Genomic DNA, 20,664 nt, shown 5'->3' on the forward strand with positions numbered 1-20,664 from the left:
CCTCAGTCCATCGTCGGGATGACGAAGGCGTTGGACTCCTTGAGCCCCTTGGGCCAACGCTGCGTCACCGTCTTGGTCTTGGTGTAGAAGCGAATCGAATCCGGGCCGTGCTGGTTGAGGTCGCCGAAGCCGGAACGCTTCCAGCCGCCGAAGGTGTGGTAGGCGATCGGCACCGGAATCGGGACATTGATGCCGACCATGCCGACCTGCACGCGGGCGGCGAAATCGCGGGCGGTATCGCCGTCGCGGGTGAAAATCGCTACGCCATTGCCGTATTCGTGCTCGTTGGGCAGCTTCAGCGCCTCTTCGTAGTCCTTGGCGCGCACGATGGCCAGCACCGGACCGAAGATCTCCTCCTTGTAGATGCGCATCTCGGGAGTGACGTTGTCGAACAGCGACGCACCGGCGAAGAAGCCGTCCTCGCCACCCTCGACCACCAGGCCGCGGCCGTCGATGACCAGCTCCGCGCCCTCGTCGACGCCGATCTGGACGTAGTTGTTCACCCGGTCCACGCCGTCGCGGCCGACGAGCGGCCCGAAGTCCGCGCCCGGATCGTCGGAGACGCCGACATTGAGCTTGTTCACTCGCTCGACGAGCTTCTCGCGCAGGCGATTCGCGGTCTCCTCGCCCACCGGCACGGCCACCGAGATGGCCATGCAGCGCTCACCGGCCGAGCCGTAGCCCGCGCCGATGAGCTGGTCGGCCACATCGTCGAGGTCGGCGTCGGGCATGACGATGGCGTGGTTCTTGGCCCCGCCGAAGCACTGCGCGCGCTTGCCGTTGGCGGTCGCGGTCTCGTAGATGTACTGGGCGATCGGGGTGGAGCCCACGAAGCCGACGGCCTTGACCCGCTCGTCGTTGAGGATGGTGTCGACCGCGACCTTGTCGCCGTTGACGACATTGAACACACCGGCGGGCAGTCCGGCCTGGAGGAACAGCTCGGCCAGGCGCAGCGGCACCGAGGGGTCGCGCTCGGAAGGCTTGAGCACGAAGGCGTTTCCGCACGCCAGCGCCGGTCCGGCCTTCCACAGCGGAATCATGGCCGGGAAGTTGAACGGGGTGATGCCCGCGACCACGCCGAGGGGCTGGCGCATGGAGTACACGTCGATGCCGGTGCCCGCGCTCTCCGTGTACTCACCCTTGAGCAGATGCGGGATGCCGGTGGCGAATTCGATGACCTCGAGGCCGCGCTGGATATCGCCCTTGGCGTCGGCGATGGTCTTGCCGTGCTCGGAGGAGAGCAGCGCCGCCAGCGAGTCCATCTCGTCCTGCACCAGGGTCAGGAACTTCATGAGCACGCGGGCGCGCTTCTGCGGATTCCACGCCGCCCACTCCACCTGCGCCTCGGCGGCATTGGCGATGACGGCCTCCACTTCGGACTGCGAGGCCAGCGGCACCCGCGCCTGCACCTGCCCGCTGCTGGGGTTGTAGACATCGCCGAAATTGCCGGAGGTGCCGGGCACATGCTGCCCGCCGATGAAGTGGGTGAGTTCGCGAACCATGCCAGTCCTTCTCGTCGCCGAATGCGGTGTCTCGCGTCGTCCGCGAGGTACGTGGCGATCCTATAGTTGGACATCCAAGTATTGGCTGTGGGATAGCTCACAGACACATCCCCGAAGCTCTGGTCATGTGCGCCGGATCACTCTAGGCTTGGTTTGACGTCCAACTATCTGGACCCCTACAGAATCTTCCTGCGGAGGATGCGATGGCCGACCACCATGTCCCGGCCCATCCCGTGCGGTTCGTCACCGCGGCGGCGCTGTTCGACGGCCATGACGCGGCCATCAACATCATGCGAAGAATCCTGCAGTCGCAGGGGGCCGAGGTGGTCCACCTCGGGCACAACCGGGCCGTGAGCGAGGTCGTCGACGCCGCGCTCACCGAGGATGTGCAGGGCGTGGCGGTGAGTTCGTACCAGGGCGGGCACATCGAGTACTTCGAATATCTGGCCAAGGCGCTGCGGGAGGCCGGGGCCGGACACGTGAAGATCTTCGGCGGGGGCGGCGGGGTGATCGTCGCCGAGGAGATCGAGCGGCTGGCCGCCGCGGGCGTGACCATCTTCTCGCCCGAGGACGGGCAGCGACTCGGTCTGCCGGGCATGATCAACCGGCTCATTCGGGATTGCGATGTGGATCTGTCGGCCACGCCCGTCGCGGTGGAGCGGGTGCTCGCCGGAGAGCGGGCGGCGCTGGCGCGGGCGCTGACCTGCTTGCAGCAGGACGCCCTACCCGAATCCGATATGGCGGCGCTGCGGGCCGCCGCGGCCAAGCGGCGCGTGCCGGTACTCGGTATCACCGGTACGGGCGGCTCCGGAAAGTCCTCTCTCACCGATGAATTGATTCGACGGCTGCGCTCGGACCAGCAGGACAAATTGCGCGTGGCGGTGCTCGCGGTCGATCCGACCCGGCGGCGCGGCGGCGGTGCGCTGCTCGGCGATCGCATTCGCATGAACGCCCTCGACGGCGACCACATCTTCTTCCGCTCACTCGCCACCCGCGGGGAGCGCGAGGTGCCGAACAATATCGACGAGATGCTCATCGCCTGCAAGGCAGCGGGTTTCGACCTGGTGATCCTGGAGACACCGGGTATCGGCCAGGGCGATGCCGAGATCACCGAGCATGTGGATGTCTCGCTGTATGTGATGACGCCGGAGTTCGGCGCGGCCTCCCAACTCGAGAAGATCGACATGCTCGATTTCGCGGATGTGGTGGCCATCAACAAGTTCGAGCGGCGCGGGGCCGCGGACGCCTTGCGGGATGTGTCGCGCCAACTGGTGCGCAATCGTGAGGACTTCCACGCGCTGCCGGAGGATATGCCGGTATTCGGCACCAGCGCGGCCACTTTCAACGATGACGGGGTGACGGCGCTCTACCAGTACCTGAGCGAACTGCTCGCCGAACACGGGCTGCCGGTGGAACCGGGCGTGCTGCCGCGCGTGAACACCCGCGCCTCGACCCGGTTCGCGCAGATCATTCCGCCCGCGCGGGTGCGGTACCTGGCCGAGATCGCCGAAACCGTCCGGGATTACCACGCCGAGACCACGCGCCAGGCGGTGGCGGCGCAGCGGGTGCAGCGGCTCGAGCAGGTACTCGAGGAGTTGCCGGACGATACCGCCGTGGCCGACCTGCTGCGGCGCGCCCGGGCCGAACTGTCGCCGGAGAACGCCGCGCTGCTGGCCGACTGGCCCGCTGTCGCGGAGTCCTATCGGGGCGACGAGCAGGTGGTACGCGTGCGGGACAAGGAGATTCGCACCGTCCTGCGCCGGGAGACCCTGTCCGGCAATTCGATTCCGAGGGTCGCTCTCCCGCGTTTCACCGATCACAGTGAGCTGCTGCGCTTCCTGCGCTCGGAGAATCTGCCCGGACGATTCCCCTACACCGGCGGGGTGTTCCTGTTCAAGCGCGACGGCGAGGACCCGGCGCGCATGTTCGCCGGTGAGGGCGATGCCTTCCGCACCAATCGCCGATTCAAGGTGCTCTCCGAACACGCTGAGGCCAAGCGGCTTTCGACGGCGTTCGACTCGGTGACGCTGTACGGCCACGATCCGGCCGAGCGTCCCGATGTCTACGGCAAGGTCGGCACCTCGGGCGTCTCCATCGCCACCCTCGACGATATGAAGGCGCTCTACGACGGCTTCGATCTGGACTCCCCCACCACTTCGGTGTCCATGACCATCAACGGTCCCGCGCCGACGATTCTGGCGTACTTCCTCAATACCGCCATAGACCAGGCGCTGGAACAGTTCTCGGCCACGGAAGGCCGCGAACCCACCGCCGAGGAGGCGGCCGAGCTGCGCGCTCGCACCCTCGCCACCGTGCGCGGCACCGTGCAGGCCGACATTCTCAAGGAGGATCAGGGCCAGAACACCTGTATCTTCTCCACCGAATTCAGCCTGCGCATGATGTCCGACATCCAGGAATGGTTCGTGCGCAACGGCGTTCGCAATTTCTACTCGGTCTCCATCTCCGGCTATCACATCGCCGAGGCGGGCGCGAATCCGATCAGCCAGCTGGCCTTCACCCTGGCGAACGGATTCACCTATGTGGAAGCGTATTTGGCGCGCGGTATGCGCATCGACGACTTCGCGCCCAATCTCTCGTTCTTCTTCTCCAATGGCATGGACGCCGAGTACTCGGTGATCGGCCGGGTGGCGCGGCGCATCTGGGCGGTGGCCATGCGCGAGAAGTACGGGGCCAACGAGCGGTCCCAGAAGCTCAAATACCACGTGCAGACCTCCGGGCGATCGCTGCACGCACAGGAGATGAGCTTCAACGACATTCGCACCACCTTGCAGGCGCTCATCGCGGTGTACGACAACTGCAACAGCCTGCACACCAATGCCTACGACGAGGCCGTCACCACGCCCACCGAGGAGTCCGTGCGCCGGGCCCTGGCCATTCAGCTGATCATCAATCGCGAGTGGGGCCTGGCCATGAACGAGAACCCGCTGCAGGGCAGCTTCATCATCGACGAGCTCACCGATCTGGTCGAGGAGGCGGTGCTGATCGAATTCGAGCGGATCAGCGAGCGCGGCGGCGTACTCGGGGCCATGGAGACCGGTTATCAGCGCGGCCGTATTCAGGACGAATCCATGCTCTACGAGCGCCGCAAACACGACGGCAGCCTGCCGATCATCGGCGTCAACACGTTCCGCAATCCACACGGCGAGGAGCACCGGGTACTCGAACTCGCGCGTGGCACCGAGGCGGAGAAGCAGTCGCAGCTGCGTCGCGTGCGCGAATTCACCGATCGGCACCGCGACGCCGCACACGACGCGCTGGCGCGTTTGGAGGCGGCGGCGCGCGGCGACGACAATGTGTTCGAGGTGCTCATGGACGCCGCGCGGGTGTGCACGCTGCAGCAGATCACCGATACGTTCTTCACCGTGGGCGGTCAGTACCGGCGCAACGTCTGATTCGGCTGCCCGGACCGCCTGGGAAGTGCGACAATCCGCATCGAGCCGACCGGGACGGAAGGGACATCATGGACCTGACGGGTATGACTGTCGTCGATGCGCATATTCACCAATGGGATCCACTGACCACCCCTCGGGAATTCAGCGGGCTGGCGAAACTCTTCCGCTACCTACCGATTCCGGTGGATGTCGCCAAGCGGTTCGCGCCTCGGCGCGACCGCGAATTCGTCGGCGATCCGGAACCGTTCATCCATCCGTACCTTCCGGCCGACTATCGCGGTGACGCCGGTGATGTCCCGGTCGAGGCAATAGTCCATATCGAGGTGGAATGGTCGGGTAAAGGCCGCTTGGCAGCCGCCAACGAAACCCGCTGGGTGGCCAGCCTGCCCTTCGGCGTGGACACCCCGGCCCTGGGCGCGATCGTCGGCGCGGGTGATCCCACCTCGCCCCTCTTCGCCGAACTGCTCGATGCGCACCATTCGGCGTCACCGCTGTTCCGCGGCATTCGCACCCGCGTCGAATACCATTCGGACTCCGGTATCCGCGGCCACAACCGCCCGCCCGGCGTGCTCACCAGCAAACCCTTCCTGGACGGCTTCGCGGCCTTGGCGGAACGGAAGCTCTCCTTCGAGGCGTGGGTGTACTCGCACCAGATTCCCGAGGTGACGGCGCTGGCGCGGCGCTACCCCGACGTGAGTATCGTGCTCAACCATTTGGGCACGCCCGCGGGCATTTTCGGGCCGGTGGGCAAGAACACCGGGAAGAATCCCAGTACGCGGCGCGAGCTATTCCTGCGCTGGCGCGACGATCTCACCGATCTGGCGACGCATCCGAATGTGGTGGCCAAGATCAGCGGACTGATGATGCCCATTCTCGGCCACCCGGTGCCGCCCCGGGGTGAGCCGACGCCGGTGCCGGTATTGATCGAGCGCCTCTCCCCCATGCTCACCCACGCCCTGGACGTGTTCGGCTCGGACCGGTTGCTGTGGGGCTCGAATTTCCCTGTGGACAAAGCGATTACGTCCATCGGGAACGCCGCGGAGGCGATTGCCACGGCCTTGACCGAGCACGGCGCGGATGCCGCCGCCCTGGAGCAGGTATTCCGCACCAATGCCCAGCGCATGTACCGCATCGAGGATTTCTGAGCGGTCAGCCGCGGTCGCGCAGCAGCAGGACGGCTCCCACACCGAGTAGCGCCGCGCCCGAGATCACCACGGCCGCAGCGGCTCCCACGGCCTGGTCGCTCCAGTCCCACACCGCCTGCGAGACCGCGAGGGCAATGGCCACACCGCCGCCGATGACCAGGACCGCGTGCCGCTCCACGGCATAGAAGGCGAAACAGGTGAGGGCCACCAGCAGAGTCAGGCCGTAGGACCAACCCATCTGGTCGAAGCCCGCGACCTGAGCGCCGATGAGCGCGGTGGCGATGGCGATGCCGTAACCCGCCCAGTGTGGGGTGGAGAGCCCGAATCGACTGAGCGCGAACCAGATTCCGCCCAGCACCAGCAGGCCCAGCCCGACGGCGAGGTCGTCGAGGCCCGCGATGTCGCCGAGCAGTCCGGAGACGGCGGAGAGCGCCAGGACCGCGCTCGCCAGCAGCCCGACCACCGAGGGCAGTGCGGCGTAGCCGAGCGCCGCCACCACCAGGGCCGCGGTGACGGCCCATACCCAGGCGGAGTCGTCGCCGCGGTCGTCGATGAGAATGCCGACCAGGGCGGCCACGCACAGCGCGGCGAGCACGAACAGGACGGCGGCCAGCCGTCGTGGCACCGTCTGCGCGCCGTCGCGAACGAACAGCGCGGATCGACCGCCCGCCAAGGCGGTTCCGCCCACGAGCAGTCCGATGATGAGGGCTATCAGGGTCAACGCCTTGCCGAGGGTGTCCAGGTCGTTCCAGGAGGAATCGAGCAGCAGCAGAATGCCGCCGAGCACCAGGCCCGCGCCGACATAGGCCGCGATCTCCGCGAAGAGCTGCGAGCGCGGGACCGTCGTACGCGCCTCGCCGATGGCGGTGGCGACCGCGTCGCGCTGTTCGGGGCTCAGTACCCCGTCGTCTACCAACCGCTCCAGGGCCGCCCGCACCGAACGTTCCGTCATCGGGTCAGTATCCCCCTGGCAGCTGGTAGTTCAGTGCTGATCGCCGTCGAGGGCGGCGGGTTCGAGGTACTGGGTGCCCAGCAAGGCCGCCACCTGACTCGCATGGTCGACGATCTGCTCGGCCGCGATCTCGATGGTGCCGAGACGCCAGGCGGAGAGCAGTTCGTTGAAACCGCCTATGCCCATGAGGACGCTCATGCGGAAAGCGGTTTCGTCGACGCCGGGGCGTAGATACGGGCGGGCGGTGGCGATGAGCAGGTTGGTGGATTCGGTGAGGGTGGCCTTGCGGCGCTCCTCGAGCACCGTGCTGCCCGCGTGATTGTCGAAGAGGATGCGGGCGTGACCGTGCGATTGCAGGTCGACCGCGCGGGTGACGGCCAGGCGCAGGATATCCAGGGGTGCGCGGTCGAGGTGCTCGGCGACGACGGCCGAGAGTTCGCCGAAGACTTCGAAACAGACCTCGTCCCAGACCGCGCCGAGCAGTTCGTCGCGCTCGGCGAAGTGCTCGTAGAAGTACCGGTCGTTGAGGGCGGCGCGGGTGCACACGCCGCGCATGGTGACTGCGGCCCAACCGTTTTCGAGCCAGATGTCGAGAGCGGCCGCGATGAGTTTGCGGCGACGTTCGGCGCGGCGCTCCTCCGGGGTTCGGCCGCCCCAGGTTCGGGCGGGTGCGCGCACGTTCATGGTTGACAATTTACGGCATGACGCGCCTAATTGGTGGCAGGCGCGGCCAATGGTGGCAAGCGACACCAATTAACCGGTCGCATCGCACGGCCACGGGAGTTCCCATGCGACTCAATCCCTTCGGCGGCGCACGCCGCACCAGGAACGCCGATGCGGTGGTGACCGGGGCGGGCAGCGGAATCGGTCGCGCGCTGGCCGTCGAGCTCGGTCGGCGCGGGGGTCGGGTGGTGTGCGCCGACATCGATGTGGACAGCGCCCGCGAGACCGTCGAAATCCTCTGCGCCGCGGGCGGCAAAGCCTTCGACGTGTACTGCGATGTGGCCAGCGCCGACCAGGTGACCGCCCTCGCCGACACCGCCGAGGAGTGGTTCGGCAAGCCCGCCGACCTGGTGTGCAACAACGCCGGAATCGGCGCGGGCGGCCTGCCGACCGGGGAATTCCCACTCGCCGAATGGCATCGGGTCCTCGATGTGAATCTGTGGGGCGTCATTCACGGCTCCCATGTGTTCGCGCCCCGCATGCGCGCGGCCGGTCGCGGCGCGATCCTCAATACCGCCTCGGCGGCGGCCTTCGGCTCCGCGCCGCGCATGGCCGCCTACAACGTGAGCAAGGCGGGGGTACTCGCGCTCTCGGAAACCCTCGCGGCGGAGCTGGTCGGGACCGGGGTGAGCGTTACGGCGTTGTGCCCCACCGCTGTTCGGACCCATATCCTCGACGCCGCCACCATCGAGGATCCGGCGACCGCGCGGCTCGGCGAGCTGTTGCTGCGCTGGACCGGTCGCGCACCCGCGGCGATTGCCCGCGAAGCGCTCGATGCCGTGGACCGAGGGCAGCTCTATGTGGTGCCGCAGGTCGAGGCCAAGGTCATCTGGCAGTCCAAGCGACTGCTGCCCGTTCCGTACACTCGCGCGGCCGGACTGGTCGAAAGGCTCGCGCGTCGATAAGGAGTCGAACAATGGCGTTCGCGTATCCAGACATGCTGGAGACCATCAAGGATCGGCAGTGGGCCCTGGCCGATATCGACTGGGACGCACCGGGAGCCGAGCTCATCACCGATGAGCAGCGACCGAAGCTGGCCGCCTTCATGGCTGATCTGGTGTGGATCGAACATGTCGGGGCGCGCGGATTCGCGGCGCTCACCCGGAAGGCTCCGGACGGGCCGTTGAAGGAGATCTACCGCTACTTCCACGCCGAGGAGCAGAAGCACGCCAATGCCGAACTGGCGCTCATGCGGCGCTGGGGCATGCTGGGCGAGAGTGCGATGCCGCTGCCCAACAAGAACATTCGACTGGTGATCGAATGGGTGGACCGGTACGCCGACGAGATGTCGCTGCCGGTGCTGGCCACGGTCATTCCGTCGCTGGAGTGCGCGCTCGACGGCGCATTGGTGAAGTTCCTGCTCGACGAGGTGCGGGATCCACTGTGCCATCAGGTGTTCCGGCACATCAACAGCGATGAGTCGCGGCATCTGGCGGTGGGGTTCCAGGTGCTCGAACAGCTCGGGGCCGGACCCATGCGCAAGATCGCCATCGAGACGGCGGGATACACATTGCGCCCGTCGCTGCTGCTCGGGGCGCTGGTGTACACGCCGCTGCTCTCGCGCATGTCCGCCAACATCATGGCCATGGGGCTCGACGAGCAGAAGCTGTGGAGTGCGGTGCGGCGCTACGAGAAAGCGGCGGAACGCAGTCCGAGTATTCGACGCATCCCGCTGTACCACGTGGTGCTCTACCACGGGCGGGCCACGATCAATCGGATGCAGCCGTTGCAGGCCCTCAATGATGGACTCGGCCGGGTGATCGACCATTTCCCGGTGCGGGTGTTGGGGCGCACGCCGTCGTGGTCCAAGGAGCTGACCTACGAGCCGGTGGCGAAATGAGCGCCGCGGCACGGATGGACGCCTTCTCGGACTGGGGTGACGCGAGGCGCGCCGGGCGGTTGCGCGGGGCGGAGAGCTTTCTCGGACCGCAGGTTCATTGTGCGCGTTGGCGGCAGCAGACGGGGATCGCGGGCAAGCGGGTGGCCATAGTCGGCACCGGCGCGGCCGTCGCTCGGATACTGCCGCCGATCGCCGCGAAAGCGCGGCGCGTCACCGTCTTTCAGCACGACCCGGTGTGGGTGCTGCCCTATGTGCCCGGCCTCGGCCGGGCGGAGGAGGTGGTGCGGCTGTTACCGTCCGCCCTCACCCGTCGGGTGGCCGCCGTGAATCTTCGGGTGCAGGTGCGGGATTCGTGGATTCGACGGCAACTCACGCCGGAGAGCTCCACCGCCGTCGCCTGCCACAACAGGTACTACCGGACGCTGCGGCGGCCGAACTGCAAGCTCGTCACCTGGCCGATAGCCCGACTCGCGCCCCACGGCATCCGTACCGTGGACGGTATCGAGCACCGGGTCGACTGCATCATCTACGCGGAGGAGAACCCGTGACCGCACAGCGCACACCGACCGTCGTCGACCACGAGATCGTCATTGTCGGCGCGGGATTCTCCGGGATCGGCGTCGCGATCATGTTGCGCAAGGCCGGATTCGACGATTTCCTGATCGTCGACGATGCCGACGGCGTGGGCGGCACCTGGCATTGGAACACCTATCCCGGTATCGCCGTGGATATTCCGTCGTTCAGCTATCAGTACTCGTTCGAACAGCAGCACAGTTGGTCGCGGGTGTACGCGCCGGGCCGGGAATTGAAGGCGTACGCCGAGTACTGCGTGGGCAAGTACGGGCTGCGGCCGCGCATTCGATTCGGCACCACCATCGCTCGGGCGGACTACGACGACACCCTGCATCTGTGGCGGTTGCGCACCGCCGCCGGTACGGAGATCACCACGCGCTACATGATCGGCGCGACGGGGGTGCTGACGCGGCCGAAATTCCCCGAGATTCCCGGGATCGAACGGTTCCGAGGTCTGGTCATGCACACCTCGCGGTGGGACCACGGGCAGGATCTGACGGGTAAACGGGTCGGGATCATCGGTACGGGAGCCTCGGCGGTGCAGGTGATTCCGGAGATCGCGCCGGGCGTCGAGCACCTCACGGTGTTCCAGCGCACGCCGATCTGGTGCCTGCCGCGGCCCGACCGCGAACTGCCGTCGCCGGTGCGCATGCTGCTGCGGCTGCCGGGCGGCAAGGTGCTGACCCGGCTGGCCAGCCAGACCTTCGTCGAGCTCACATTTCCGCTGAGCGCCCACTATTACGGGGTCGTTCCCATCTCCAAGTTGGGTGAGCGCACGGGTCTGGCGCACCTGCGCAGCCAGGTCCACGATCCCGTCGTTCGGGAGAAGCTCACGCCGCGTTATGCGCTCGGCTGTAAACGACCCGGATTCTCCAACGACTATCTCGCCACCTTCAATCGCGACAATGTCTATCTGGAGACCGAACCGATCACGGAGATCACGCCGGGCGGTATCCGGACGGGCGGCGGGGACGAGCACGATATCGACGTTCTCATTCTCGCGACCGGGTTCAAGGTCATGGAGTCGGGCAATATGCCGACCTTCGATCTGCACGGCAGTGGCGGTGTGCGGCTGGAGGATTGGTGGGACGAGCACCGGTTGCAGGCGTACGAGGGTGTGAGCGTGCCCGGATTCCCGAACTTCTTCTCGATCATCGGGCCGTACGGGTACAACGGATCGTCGTACTTCGCGCTCATCGAAATGCAGACCCGGCATATTCTGCGGGTGCTGCGCCACGCCCGCCGCCAGCGGGCGACCCAGGTCGAGGTGACGGCGGAGGCCAATGAGCGGTTCTTCCGGGAGATGCTGAATCGCCGTGGGACACAGGTGTTCTGGCAGGAGAGCTGTGCCGTGGCGAACAGCTACTACTTCGACAAGAACGGGGATGTGCCGCTCAAGCCGATGAGTACGGTCGAAGCCGCCTGGCGGGCAGGGCATTTCGATTTGAACGACTACCGGTTGAGCCATCTGGGCGACCGGGCCGCGCCACGGCAGCGCGGGCGGCGGGTCGGCGCGCGATAGTCAGTGCAGCGCTCGATACAGGCGGCGTAGGGCGCGCAGGCCGGATTCCGCGGTCTGCTCGTCCTCGGCGGTCATGCGCAGGGCCTGGCGGAGCAGGGCCGGGTCCAGGTCCTCGGGTGCGGGGTGGAAATCGGGTCTCGGCAGCGCCGGTAAGGGCGTCTCCTCGCCGTAGAGGTCCACCGGGTCGGGGGCGGATTCGCGTTGCACCGCGCCGATCAGGGTGTCGAGGTCCACGCCGCGCAGGGTGAGCAGATCCTTGGGGTGATCGTCGAGGCGTTCGGCCACCAGATAGCAGACGGCGGCCACATGCTTGCACGGCCAGCCCTGGTCGGGGCAGCTGCACGCGAAATCCAGCTCCGAGGCGGTGGTGGGCAGCAGCAGCGGGGCCAGGGCGGGAGGCAATGTGCCGGAGGCTATTTCGGCGAGCATGCCGGGGGTTTGGCGGACCAGGGCGATCAGCTCGTCCAGACGGTCGTCGCGGAGCTGGCGCATGGTGAGCACCGAGGTGAACGGACGCGGTTGGCTGCCTTGGACTTCGGCGGTGACCGCGCCGGGTTCGATGTGATAGTTGATCACCTGGCCCGCGCGGGCGTAGGTGCGGCCCCTGGTGAGGCGACCGGCGTCGGCTACCTTCTCGATCGCCTCGAGGAAGGAGCGGCCCCAGCGGGTGCGGCCGAAAGAGCCTCTGCGGCTGCGTGGTTCGACGCCGCCGCGCACGGGACGGCGCTTGCCGAACTGGCTGAAATCGATATCGTCGGTCATTCGCCCACCGCCTCGGAGCCGAGGGCGAACAGATCGCGCAGCTCGTCGTCGCTCAGTTCGGTGATCCAGTTCTCGCCGACGCCGACGGTGAGATCGGCGAGTTGCCGCTTGCCCGAGAGCATGTCGTCGATACGTTCCTCGATGGTGTCGACGCAGACCAGTTTGCGGACCTGGACATCGCGGCGCTGGCCGATGCGGAAGGCGCGGTCGGTGGCCTGGTTCTCGACCGCCGGATTCCACCAGCGGTCCAGGTGCACAACGTGATTGGCGGCGGTGAGGTTGAGGCCGGTGCCGCCCGCCTTGAGCGACAGCAGCATGAGGGGCGGGCCGTCGTCGGACTGGAAGTCGGTGACCATGGTGTCGCGGCGCTGTTTGCTCACGCCGCCGTGCAGGAAGGGGATCTCCACGCCGAAGCGTTCGGTGAGGAATGGGGCGACCAGATCACCGAATTCGCGGAACTGGGTGAAGAGCAGGGCGCGTTCACCGTCGGCCAGCACGGATTCGAGAATGTCCTCGACCAGGGCGAGTTTGCCGGAGCGGTGGCGACCGCGGCGCAATACGGCGGAGCCGTCGCCCAGGTAATGGGCGGGATGATTGCACACCTGCTTGAGCCGGGTAAGCGCCGCCAATACCGCGCCCTTGCGCCCCATATCCTCCTTACTGGCCTTGGCCTCCTTCAGCTTCCGCGTCATATCGTCGAGAACCGCCTGGTAGAGCGCGGCCTGTTCGACCGTGAGATTGGCGCGCACGGTCATCTCGATCTTCTCCGGCAGGTCGGAGATGACCCGAGGATCGGTCTTCACCCGCCGCAGCACGAAGGGCGCGGTGATCGCCCGCAGCCGAGCCACCGCGTTCTCATCGCGCTCCCGCTCGATCGGAATAGCGAAGCGCGCATGAAACTCCGACGGCTTGCCGAGGAGTTTCGGATTGGCGAAATCCAGAATGGAGCGCAATTCCTCCAGCCGGTTCTCCACCGGAGTCCCGGTGAGCGCCAACCGATGCCGAGCCGGAATCGCGCGCGCGGCCCGAGCCTGCCGAGTGGCGGCATTCTTGATGTGCTGCGCCTCATCCACCACCACCCGCTGCCAATCCTGCCGCTTCAGCTCCTCCACATCACGCGCGAGCAACGCATAGGTGGTGACAACCAAATCCGAATCCCGCACCGCGCCATCCAGTTCCGGCCCACTACGCCGCCCCGCCCCATGGTGCACCAACACCCGCAGACCAGGCGCGAACCGCTCCGCCTCCCGCTGCCAGTTCCCCACCACGGACATAGGACACACCAGCAACGTCGGCAGAACCCGCGCCGCACCCTCCGCGCGCGAATCATGTCCTGCCACAACACTTTCCCCTGCGGCATCCAGTGCGGAGACCGCCGACCCCGACACCGCATCGGCCGAGGCAGCCGCACCTGACTCCCCCTCAGCCGAAGCAGCCGACGCCGCATTCGGCGAGACAGCCGAACCCGACTCCCCCTCAGCCGAAGCAGCCGACGCCGCATTCGGCGAGGCAACCGAACCCGACTCCCCCTCAGCCGAAGCAGCCGACGCCGCATTGGGCGAGACAGCCGAATCCGTCGCAGCCCTCGCCCCGGCGGCGGAGCCGGACCCAGGGCCGCCCCTTCCCCGAAACGGCAGCACCGTAGCGGTTCGACCGGCCGCCGCCTCACCGGAATCGGTGTCGCGCCCCCAGTTGCCGACCACCGACGCGGGGAACAGCAAGAGCGGCGCGGCACCGTCCGCCCCGACCCGCGCAATGCGCTTAGTTCGGATATCTGAACCAGCGGCCTCATCACCCGCGTCCGCATTCGCCACAGCGTCGGGCACGCCGTCCGGTATGCCCGAACCAGTTGCCCTGTCGTCCGCGCTCGCCGAATCCCCTGCGCCCGAATCATCCCGTTTGGATCGCTCGGGCTCCCCGCTCTTCGCCTCGGGCAGCCCGGTTCGCGAAGTCCCTTCCACGGCAACCGAACCAGTCACCTGGTCGGCATCGCCCGCACCGGTCGCCCACTCAGCCACGCCCGAAATGCGCGATTGGGGCTGGTTGGGGGCGGTTTCGCGTTCGTGGAGGAGGAGGGCGAGGACCTGGATCGTTTTTCCCAGGCCCATGTCGTCGGCGAGGACCGCGCCGCAGCCGAGGCGGCTCATGGTGGCCAGCCAGGTGAGGCCGCGTTGTTGGTAGGGGCGGAGTTCGGCTTTCAGGCCGAGTGGGGGTGGGGTGGGTTCGGTGGGGTGTTCGGCGTCGAGAAGTTGTGCGGCCCAACCGGTTGCGGTGATGGATTCGAGGGGGACGCGTTTCACCGGGTTGGCGGCCAGCTCGGCGAAGAGTCCGGCGATGGTGGTCGGGGTGTCGTCGGCGCGGCCGGAGACGTATTCGGCGGCCGCGGCCAAGGCTCGATGATCGGCCTGTACCCATTGGCCGCGCAATTGCACGAGGTCGGTTTTGGCCTGGATGAGGCGGCCCATTTCGGCGGGCGTCAGCACCGTATCGCCGAGGGCCAACTCCCAGTGGTAGGAGACCAAACCTTCCATGCCGACGGCACTTTCGGTCGCGGCGGGGCTCTGCACCCGCAACCGCAGACTCGGCGCGGTGACCCGCCAAGCACGCGGCAACAACAGCCGCACCCCCGCCGCCTGCAACGCCTGCGCCCCATGCGCCACCAGATCCAACACCACCCCGGTCGGCAACAGCAGATCCATACTGTGCCCGTCCCCCGGCAGATCCCGCAGTCGCGGATACGCCGCTTTCGCCGCCGCCAACTTCTCCCCCGCCACCCGCACCAACTGCGGATCCCCCGGCAGCGTCACCGGCTGCGGAGCCTCCCCCTCGACCCGCAGACAAACCTCCAGCCGCCACAGCGCATGTTCCGAATCCGCTTCTTCCCCTTGCGGTTCCAACAACCGCAACACCAAATCCGGCTCATCCGCCGTCAGGCTCGTCCGCCAGTCGTCCAAGACGGCCGCTACGCGATGCGAGCCACTCTCGAGGGGTTCGTCGCCAACCAGCGCCGCGATGAGCGGATGAGTCGGCACACCGCCCGGCTCATCCTGCACACGAGCCGTCTTGTCCCCCAAAGCGTCAGCGGCAGAAGGATTTTCGTCCGGCAGGGAATTGAGCCGAGCCGGGGTGGCGGACAGCACATCCTCGCGGGGCCGAGCAGGGTTCGTCGAGAGAAGATCTTCGTTCAGCCGCGAGGAATTCGCGGACAGAACCGCTTCGCTCGGCCGGGCCGCTGGCGGCACATGGTCTCCCCGCTGCGCTCGCATCTCACGAGCGGCAGCCGCGAGGCGAAGCCGGGCGATCGGGTCGGTGATCTCTCCGGTGAAGTGCTCCAGCACCGCCGACGGGCGACCCGCGACCCGCAATGCCGCAGGCATGGCCACCGCCAGTTCGGCCAGCCACGCGCGTTGCCGCTGACCACCCAGCAGCCGCCACCGCACCCACCATTCCCCGTCCTCGCGGCGCACCTCTGGCACGATCCGCCCCGCCGACACCCACCGCTCCACCCCGCGCGCCACATGCGCGAGAAACCTCAGATCCCCGGCGACCACACCCCCCGGTAGCTCCTGCAACAAAACCCGAGCCGCCATCTCCGGAGCGAGCGCGTGCCCCCGCACCTCCACGGGCTCCGCCCCCTGCGGCCCAGGCACCAACACCTCGGCCCGATGCCGAAACCGCGCCGCCCGCACAATCCCGCCCAAGGGATCGGGCAGCTCATCCGCCGCCACCGCATCCCCACCCGGCTGGTGCCACAACACCAGGCCGGATCCCGGCGACCAGAGTCCGTGCAGCATCCGCCCATCAAATCAGCCTGGTCCGACAACCCCACGCCGGGTTCACCAATCCCCCGCATTCTTGGACCACCTGAGGACTTGAAGGCCCGGCGCGGCTACGAGGAAGCGGTGCAGATCCACCCCGCACTCTTGAACCACCTGAGGACAGTCTCTGACCAGCATGTCCTCCTGGACCTCGGCCGCTTCGCCCGGCTCACTGGATCGCGACCGGTCCGTCCCGGCTCAACTGCGCGGCCCACCCGGCCCGCCCCGTTGGCACGGTCTCCCCTCGGCAAGCGACGAGCGCACGCCTGCCGGACTCACTCCGGTTCAGCGCGATCTTGTCCCGGCAAGTACACAACGCGTCCTACCGAACTCATCCCACAGCGCCCGCTGAGGTTGATCATCGCCTCCGCGTCCAAGGCACCTGTCACTGCGTACAGCGCTCGATCGCGCGCGTCAGGCGTTCGGCCACCTCGTGATCGTCGTGAATCGACAAGGCTTGGTTGACGATCAACCAGTCTGGGATGTCGTCAGCGCGGACGTACTTACGGAAGCAGTTGTAGATCGCGTAATAGGCGAACTCGATCGGCTCGGGGAAGCTCAGATCATCGTCCTGTAGTGCGGTGATGGGCTCGAGGTAGCGGTCGCCCACGCCTGCGGAATCCACACCGGCTTCGACTGCGCGAAGGGCATCGGCGGGAAGGTCGACGTCCACATGGTGCCGCATTCCGACGACCGCGTCGCGGTAGCGAAGGGCGGCGCGGTTGCGCCGGGCGTAGCCGGTCCAGGCGAGGAGGGCGTCCTCGCACAGCGATAGGTGGACTTGCCGTCGATGATCAGCTGCCAGGCGGGAGAAGCGTTCTTGCGGCGTCATGAGCGATTCTAACGAGTTGTCAGTGGCGCAGTTTGGGTCACGGTCTGGTGAATGTCGGGTCGACGGTTGAGGAGGGGTGCGGACGGCCTTGCCCAGGCCCGGGGGCGACGGGTGCGGGAAATGGGCCGTGATCAGCTCCCTGGCGGGTCTTTCTTTCTGATCGGTGGCGGAACATACTGGAATATCCGCTGGTCATCGCCCACGAGCGGGGACAGCTGCGCGTAGCGGCAATCGGGCGGGACGCACCCTGACAACAAGTTCGCGGTCCATGCCGGGATCGCGACAACTCGATACCGAGGGAGGCCGTGAAGATGACGATTCTGCTCCAAGTGCTCGAGCAGAGCTTCACGCCCACAACGCCGTGGGAGCGGCGCAAATTCACCTTCGTGGACACCACGAAGATTGTGGGGATGCGGCTGGACGGCCAATCGGGGGTGTGGCTGGATCTCTCCCGCCCCGGTGAGTCGCAACGCCTCGCCCGCACGGTCGACCCACGCGACTCCATCAGCTTCCTACTCACCACCTTCGCCAAGATCGCGGAGTGTGAAGACCGCGGCGGCTCCTGGGTGATCGGCCACGACGGCGCTCACGTCGAAACGATCGCGGCGACCCGTATGCCACCACAAATGTCGGAAAACGCCGCCGACGACATCCTCGCCCGCGCCTGGCTATAACCACCCCATCCTTGGAACCGGGTGTGAACTCTGTGCGCACCCGGCGCGATAACCCGCACCCGGCGCGAAAACCCGCACCCCTGCCGAGAACCCGCGCCCGGTGCGAAAACTCGCGCTATCCGGTGCGAAAACCCGCGGCATCCGGTGGCAAAACTCGCGGCATCCGGTGCGAAAGCTCGCGGCATCCGGTGCGGAAACTCGTGGCATCCGGTGCGAGCACCCAGAACTGGTGCGAAGCTCCACGAATCCCGCATGGTCGCCAAACATGCGGGTAGATGTTAGATGTGCGGCTCAGCGGCGGAATACGACGAATACACACCGGCTCGCCCTTTCCGCCCAATCCGCCTACCGACGGGTCGGATTCAACCAGCAGACAATCAAACTTCTTGTGCGCCAACCCAAGACGGCGTGGAGCAGGTCGAGCTCTGGCACTGCTCAGCGTGGTACTCATCGGGTTGTGTGGTTGTTCCGCGCTCGGCCAACCGGTCGCGCCCGCGCCTGGCAGTCCGGCGCGCGCGGAGATCGAGCGGTTGCTCGACGCGGTGCGGGTCGTGCCCGAGCGGCCGCATCCCGGCGGGTACGAACGCGGGTGTAAATCGGGGCAGGGGTGCGTATTCGGGCCCGCGTGGAGCGACGACACCGATGCGCCCGGTGGCCACGACGGGTGCGATACGCGCAACAACGTGCTGGCCCGGCAGCTGACCGACGTGGTCTTCAAAACCGGGAGCAATTGCGTGGTCGTCGCGGGCACCTTGAACGACCCCTACACCGGTAAGCGCCTCACCTTCGCCAAGGCCGAAGCCAAGGACATCCAGATCGACCACGTCTATTCGCTAGCCGCCGCATGGGACATGGGCGCTTCCGGCTGGCCCCTCGACCAACGCGCCCGCTTCGCCAACGACCTCGACTTCAACCTCCTCGCCGTAGACGGCAAGACCAACGAAGACAAAGGCGACCGCACCCCCTCCGACTGGCTCCCCCCAGCAGCCGCCAACCACTGCTTCTTCGCCGCGAAATACCTAACAGTCGCAACCCAATACAGCCTCCCCATCACAACCGCCGACAAAGCCGCGCTGGCAAACGTCGCCACAAACTGCCCCTGACGCGACTACATGCGCCAGCACGACGACCCAGGTTCACCGGTACGCGTAGGCTGCGACCCCGAGCTACCCGCGCGTTTAGGCTGCGACCCCGATTACCGCACGCCAATACGCGGCGTCTTCGAGTTACCAGTGCGCCTAAGCTGCGGCCCCGGATCACTTGTGCGCCAAGCCTGCGACCCGGATTACCGGTGCACCGACGCTGCGACGTGGCATCACCTGTGCGCCGACACCCCCACATGGAGTCACCCGCGCGCCGAGACTCCAAGTTCGAGTCGAACGCGCGCCGACACTCCCACTTCGAGTCACCCGCGCGCGGACACTCCCACTTCGAGTCGAACGCGCGCCGACAGTCCGACCTCAAGTCACCCCCGCGCCGACACTCCGACCTCAAGTCACCCCCGCGCCGACACTCCGACCTCAAGTCACCCCCGCGCCGACACTCCGACCTCAAGTCATACGCGCGCCGACACTCCGACCTCGAGTCACGCGCGCGCAGAGACTCCCACCTCGAGTCACGCGCGCAGAGACTCCCACCCTCGCGTCACCCCGGCGCCAGACTCCGACCTCGAGTCACCCCCGCGCGGACACTCCAACCTCAAGTCACCCCCGCGCGGACACTCCAACCTCAAGTCACACGCGCGCCGACACCCCCACCTCGCGTCATCCCGGCGCCAGACTCCGACCTCGAGTCACCCGCGCGCGCTGACACCCCGACCTCAAGTCACCCCCGCGCGCTGACACCCGACCTCAAGTCACCCCCGCGCGGACACTCCAACCTCAAGTCACGCGCGCAGAGACTCCCACCTCGAGTCGCCCCGGGCCAGACTCCGCCCTCGGGTCACCCAAGCCCCCAAGGCGGCGTCCCCGGTCACCCGTGCGTCAGTTGGTGGCTACCGGGCGCTTCGGGTCGTTGGACCATTGGGACCAGGAGCCGGGATAGAGGGCGGCTTCTATGCCCGCTTCGGCCAGGGCGGCTATTTGGTGGGCGGCGGTTACGCCGGAGCCGCAGTAGACGGCCACCTTGTCGGCCGCGCCGAGATCGGTGAAGCGGGAACGCAGTTCGGCGGGGGATTTGAAAAGGCCGTCGGGGGTGAGGTTTTCGGCGGTGGGGGCGCTGACCGCGCCGGGGATGTGGCCCGCGCGCGGGTCGATGGGTTCGACCTCGCCGTGGAACCGCTCGCCCGCACGGGCGTCGAGGAGGAGGCCGGGCCAGGTGGCGGCGGCGTCGGCGTCGATGGTGGGGAGGTGGCCCGGGGAGAGGACTATGTCGCCGGACTCGGGGTCGGATTCGGTGCCGGAGACCACCTTGCCGCCCGCGCGCTCCCAGGCGGGCAGACCACCGTTGAGAATGCGCACATCGGACACACCGGCCCAGCGCAGCAACCACCAGGCGCGGGCCGCTGCCATACCACCGGTGGCGTCGTAGACGACGACGGTGTCGCCGGTGCGCAGGCCCCAGCTGCGGGCGCACTTCTGCAGGTGCGCGAGCTCGGGCAACGGGTGGCGGCCGCGCGATGGGGAGGGGGGTGCGGCGAGCTCGGTCTCGAGGTCGACGAATACCGCGCCGGGGATATGGCCGTCCAGGTAGTGCTGGGGGCCGTCCGGATCGCCCAGCGCCCAGCGGACGTCCAGTATTCGGAGCTGAGAATCTTTGTCCGACAACAGGTCTCGAAGGTCTTCAGCCGAGATCAATACCGCGCTCAAGCTTGCTCCTCGTCGCAGATTTCGCTCTTGTGAGAATGGGGTCCAGACTACGCAGGTGGGGGCGAGGTTGGCCTGAGCGGTCAGAAATCGCCCCTGGACAG

The 20,664-nt window shown here is 67.2% G+C and carries 15 protein-coding genes; 8 read left to right on the forward strand and 7 right to left on the reverse strand.

Translation table 11 applies throughout. The features are described from left to right. Nucleotides 1–2: 2 nt before the first annotated feature. Nucleotides 3–1,502 (reverse strand): CoA-acylating methylmalonate-semialdehyde dehydrogenase, encoded by a 1,500-nt coding sequence (locus tag ACIBH2_RS23830; RefSeq protein WP_397121156.1) that lies wholly within the window; start codon nucleotides 1,500–1,502, stop codon nucleotides 3–5. 203 nt (nucleotides 1,503–1,705) lie between these two features. Here ACIBH2_RS23830 and icmF point away from each other — a divergent pair, with 203 nt between their 5' ends. Then, nucleotides 1,706–4,915, forward strand: coding sequence for a fused isobutyryl-CoA mutase/GTPase IcmF (gene icmF, locus ACIBH2_RS23835; RefSeq protein ID WP_397121158.1), 3,210 nt, complete (start codon nucleotides 1,706–1,708; stop codon nucleotides 4,913–4,915). An 83-nt stretch (nucleotides 4,916–4,998) separates the two neighbouring features. After that, entirely contained in the window at nucleotides 4,999–6,060 is a 1,062-nt protein-coding gene (locus ACIBH2_RS23840) for an amidohydrolase family protein (RefSeq protein ID WP_397121160.1), read from the forward strand. Nucleotides 6,061–6,064: 4 nt separating this feature from the next. Here the strand turns inward: ACIBH2_RS23840 and ACIBH2_RS23845 are convergent, their stop codons facing one another. Further along, on the reverse strand, nucleotides 6,065–7,012 hold the full coding sequence (locus ACIBH2_RS23845; protein ID WP_397121162.1) for a DUF2157 domain-containing protein: 948 nt from the start codon (nucleotides 7,010–7,012) through the stop codon (nucleotides 6,065–6,067). Between the two features lie 30 nt (nucleotides 7,013–7,042). Continuing rightward, a complete protein-coding gene (locus ACIBH2_RS23850; protein WP_397122964.1) occupies nucleotides 7,043–7,690 on the reverse strand; it encodes a TetR/AcrR family transcriptional regulator in 648 nt (215 codons plus the stop codon). A gap of 110 nt (nucleotides 7,691–7,800) precedes the next feature. Between ACIBH2_RS23850 and ACIBH2_RS23855 the strand changes: the two genes are divergently transcribed. Genes ACIBH2_RS23855 through ACIBH2_RS23870 form a run of 4 tightly spaced genes read left to right on the forward strand, consistent with a single transcriptional unit; the run spans nucleotide 7,801 to nucleotide 11,670 of the window. Then, the gene (locus tag ACIBH2_RS23855) at nucleotides 7,801–8,640 is read left to right on the forward strand and encodes an SDR family NAD(P)-dependent oxidoreductase (protein ID WP_397121164.1); all 840 of its coding nucleotides are present in this window, start codon (nucleotides 7,801–7,803) and stop codon (nucleotides 8,638–8,640) included. Nucleotides 8,641–8,651: 11 nt separating this feature from the next. After that, nucleotides 8,652–9,575, forward strand: coding sequence for a ferritin-like domain-containing protein (locus tag ACIBH2_RS23860; protein WP_397121166.1), 924 nt, complete (start codon nucleotides 8,652–8,654; stop codon nucleotides 9,573–9,575). Next, complete coding sequence (locus ACIBH2_RS23865; protein ID WP_397121168.1) at nucleotides 9,572–10,123, forward strand: NAD(P)/FAD-dependent oxidoreductase; 552 nt, start codon at nucleotides 9,572–9,574, stop codon at nucleotides 10,121–10,123. Before ACIBH2_RS23860 ends, ACIBH2_RS23865 begins: the two co-directional genes overlap by 4 nt. Continuing rightward, complete coding sequence (locus tag ACIBH2_RS23870) at nucleotides 10,120–11,670, forward strand: flavin-containing monooxygenase (protein ID WP_397121170.1); 1,551 nt, start codon at nucleotides 10,120–10,122, stop codon at nucleotides 11,668–11,670. The genes ACIBH2_RS23865 and ACIBH2_RS23870 overlap by 4 nt, the downstream gene beginning before the upstream one ends. On the opposite strand, the gene ACIBH2_RS23875 is transcribed toward ACIBH2_RS23870, so the two are convergent. The 3 genes from ACIBH2_RS23875 to ACIBH2_RS23885 all read right to left on the reverse strand — a co-directional run bounded on the left by ACIBH2_RS23875 (nucleotide 11,671) and on the right by ACIBH2_RS23885 (nucleotide 17,082). Beyond that, nucleotides 11,671–12,432 (reverse strand): SWIM zinc finger family protein, encoded by a 762-nt coding sequence (locus tag ACIBH2_RS23875; RefSeq protein WP_397121172.1) that lies wholly within the window; start codon nucleotides 12,430–12,432, stop codon nucleotides 11,671–11,673. Beyond that, entirely contained in the window at nucleotides 12,429–16,226 is a 3,798-nt protein-coding gene (locus tag ACIBH2_RS23880) for an SNF2-related protein (RefSeq protein ID WP_397121174.1), read from the reverse strand. The genes ACIBH2_RS23875 and ACIBH2_RS23880 overlap by 4 nt, the downstream gene beginning before the upstream one ends. A 409-nt stretch (nucleotides 16,227–16,635) precedes the next feature. Then, complete coding sequence (locus tag ACIBH2_RS23885; protein ID WP_397121176.1) at nucleotides 16,636–17,082, reverse strand: hypothetical protein; 447 nt, start codon at nucleotides 17,080–17,082, stop codon at nucleotides 16,636–16,638. 311 nt (nucleotides 17,083–17,393) lie between these two features. Here ACIBH2_RS23885 and ACIBH2_RS23890 point away from each other — a divergent pair, with 311 nt between their 5' ends. Both ACIBH2_RS23890 and ACIBH2_RS23895 read left to right on the forward strand, forming a co-directional pair. After that, nucleotides 17,394–17,756 (forward strand): hypothetical protein, encoded by a 363-nt coding sequence (locus tag ACIBH2_RS23890; RefSeq protein ID WP_397121178.1) that lies wholly within the window; start codon nucleotides 17,394–17,396, stop codon nucleotides 17,754–17,756. Nucleotides 17,757–18,196: 440 nt separating this feature from the next. Continuing rightward, on the forward strand, nucleotides 18,197–18,859 hold the full coding sequence (locus ACIBH2_RS23895) for an HNH endonuclease family protein (protein ID WP_397121180.1): 663 nt from the start codon (nucleotides 18,197–18,199) through the stop codon (nucleotides 18,857–18,859). A gap of 879 nt (nucleotides 18,860–19,738) precedes the next feature. Here the strand turns inward: ACIBH2_RS23895 and ACIBH2_RS23900 are convergent. Further along, complete coding sequence (locus ACIBH2_RS23900; RefSeq protein WP_397121182.1) at nucleotides 19,739–20,563, reverse strand: sulfurtransferase; 825 nt, start codon at nucleotides 20,561–20,563, stop codon at nucleotides 19,739–19,741. Between the last annotated feature and the right edge of the window lie 101 nt (nucleotides 20,564–20,664).

The sequence above is a fragment of the Nocardia sp. NPDC050406 genome, from assembly GCF_044459025.1.
Taxonomy (GTDB): Bacteria; Actinomycetota; Actinomycetes; order Mycobacteriales; family Mycobacteriaceae; genus Nocardia.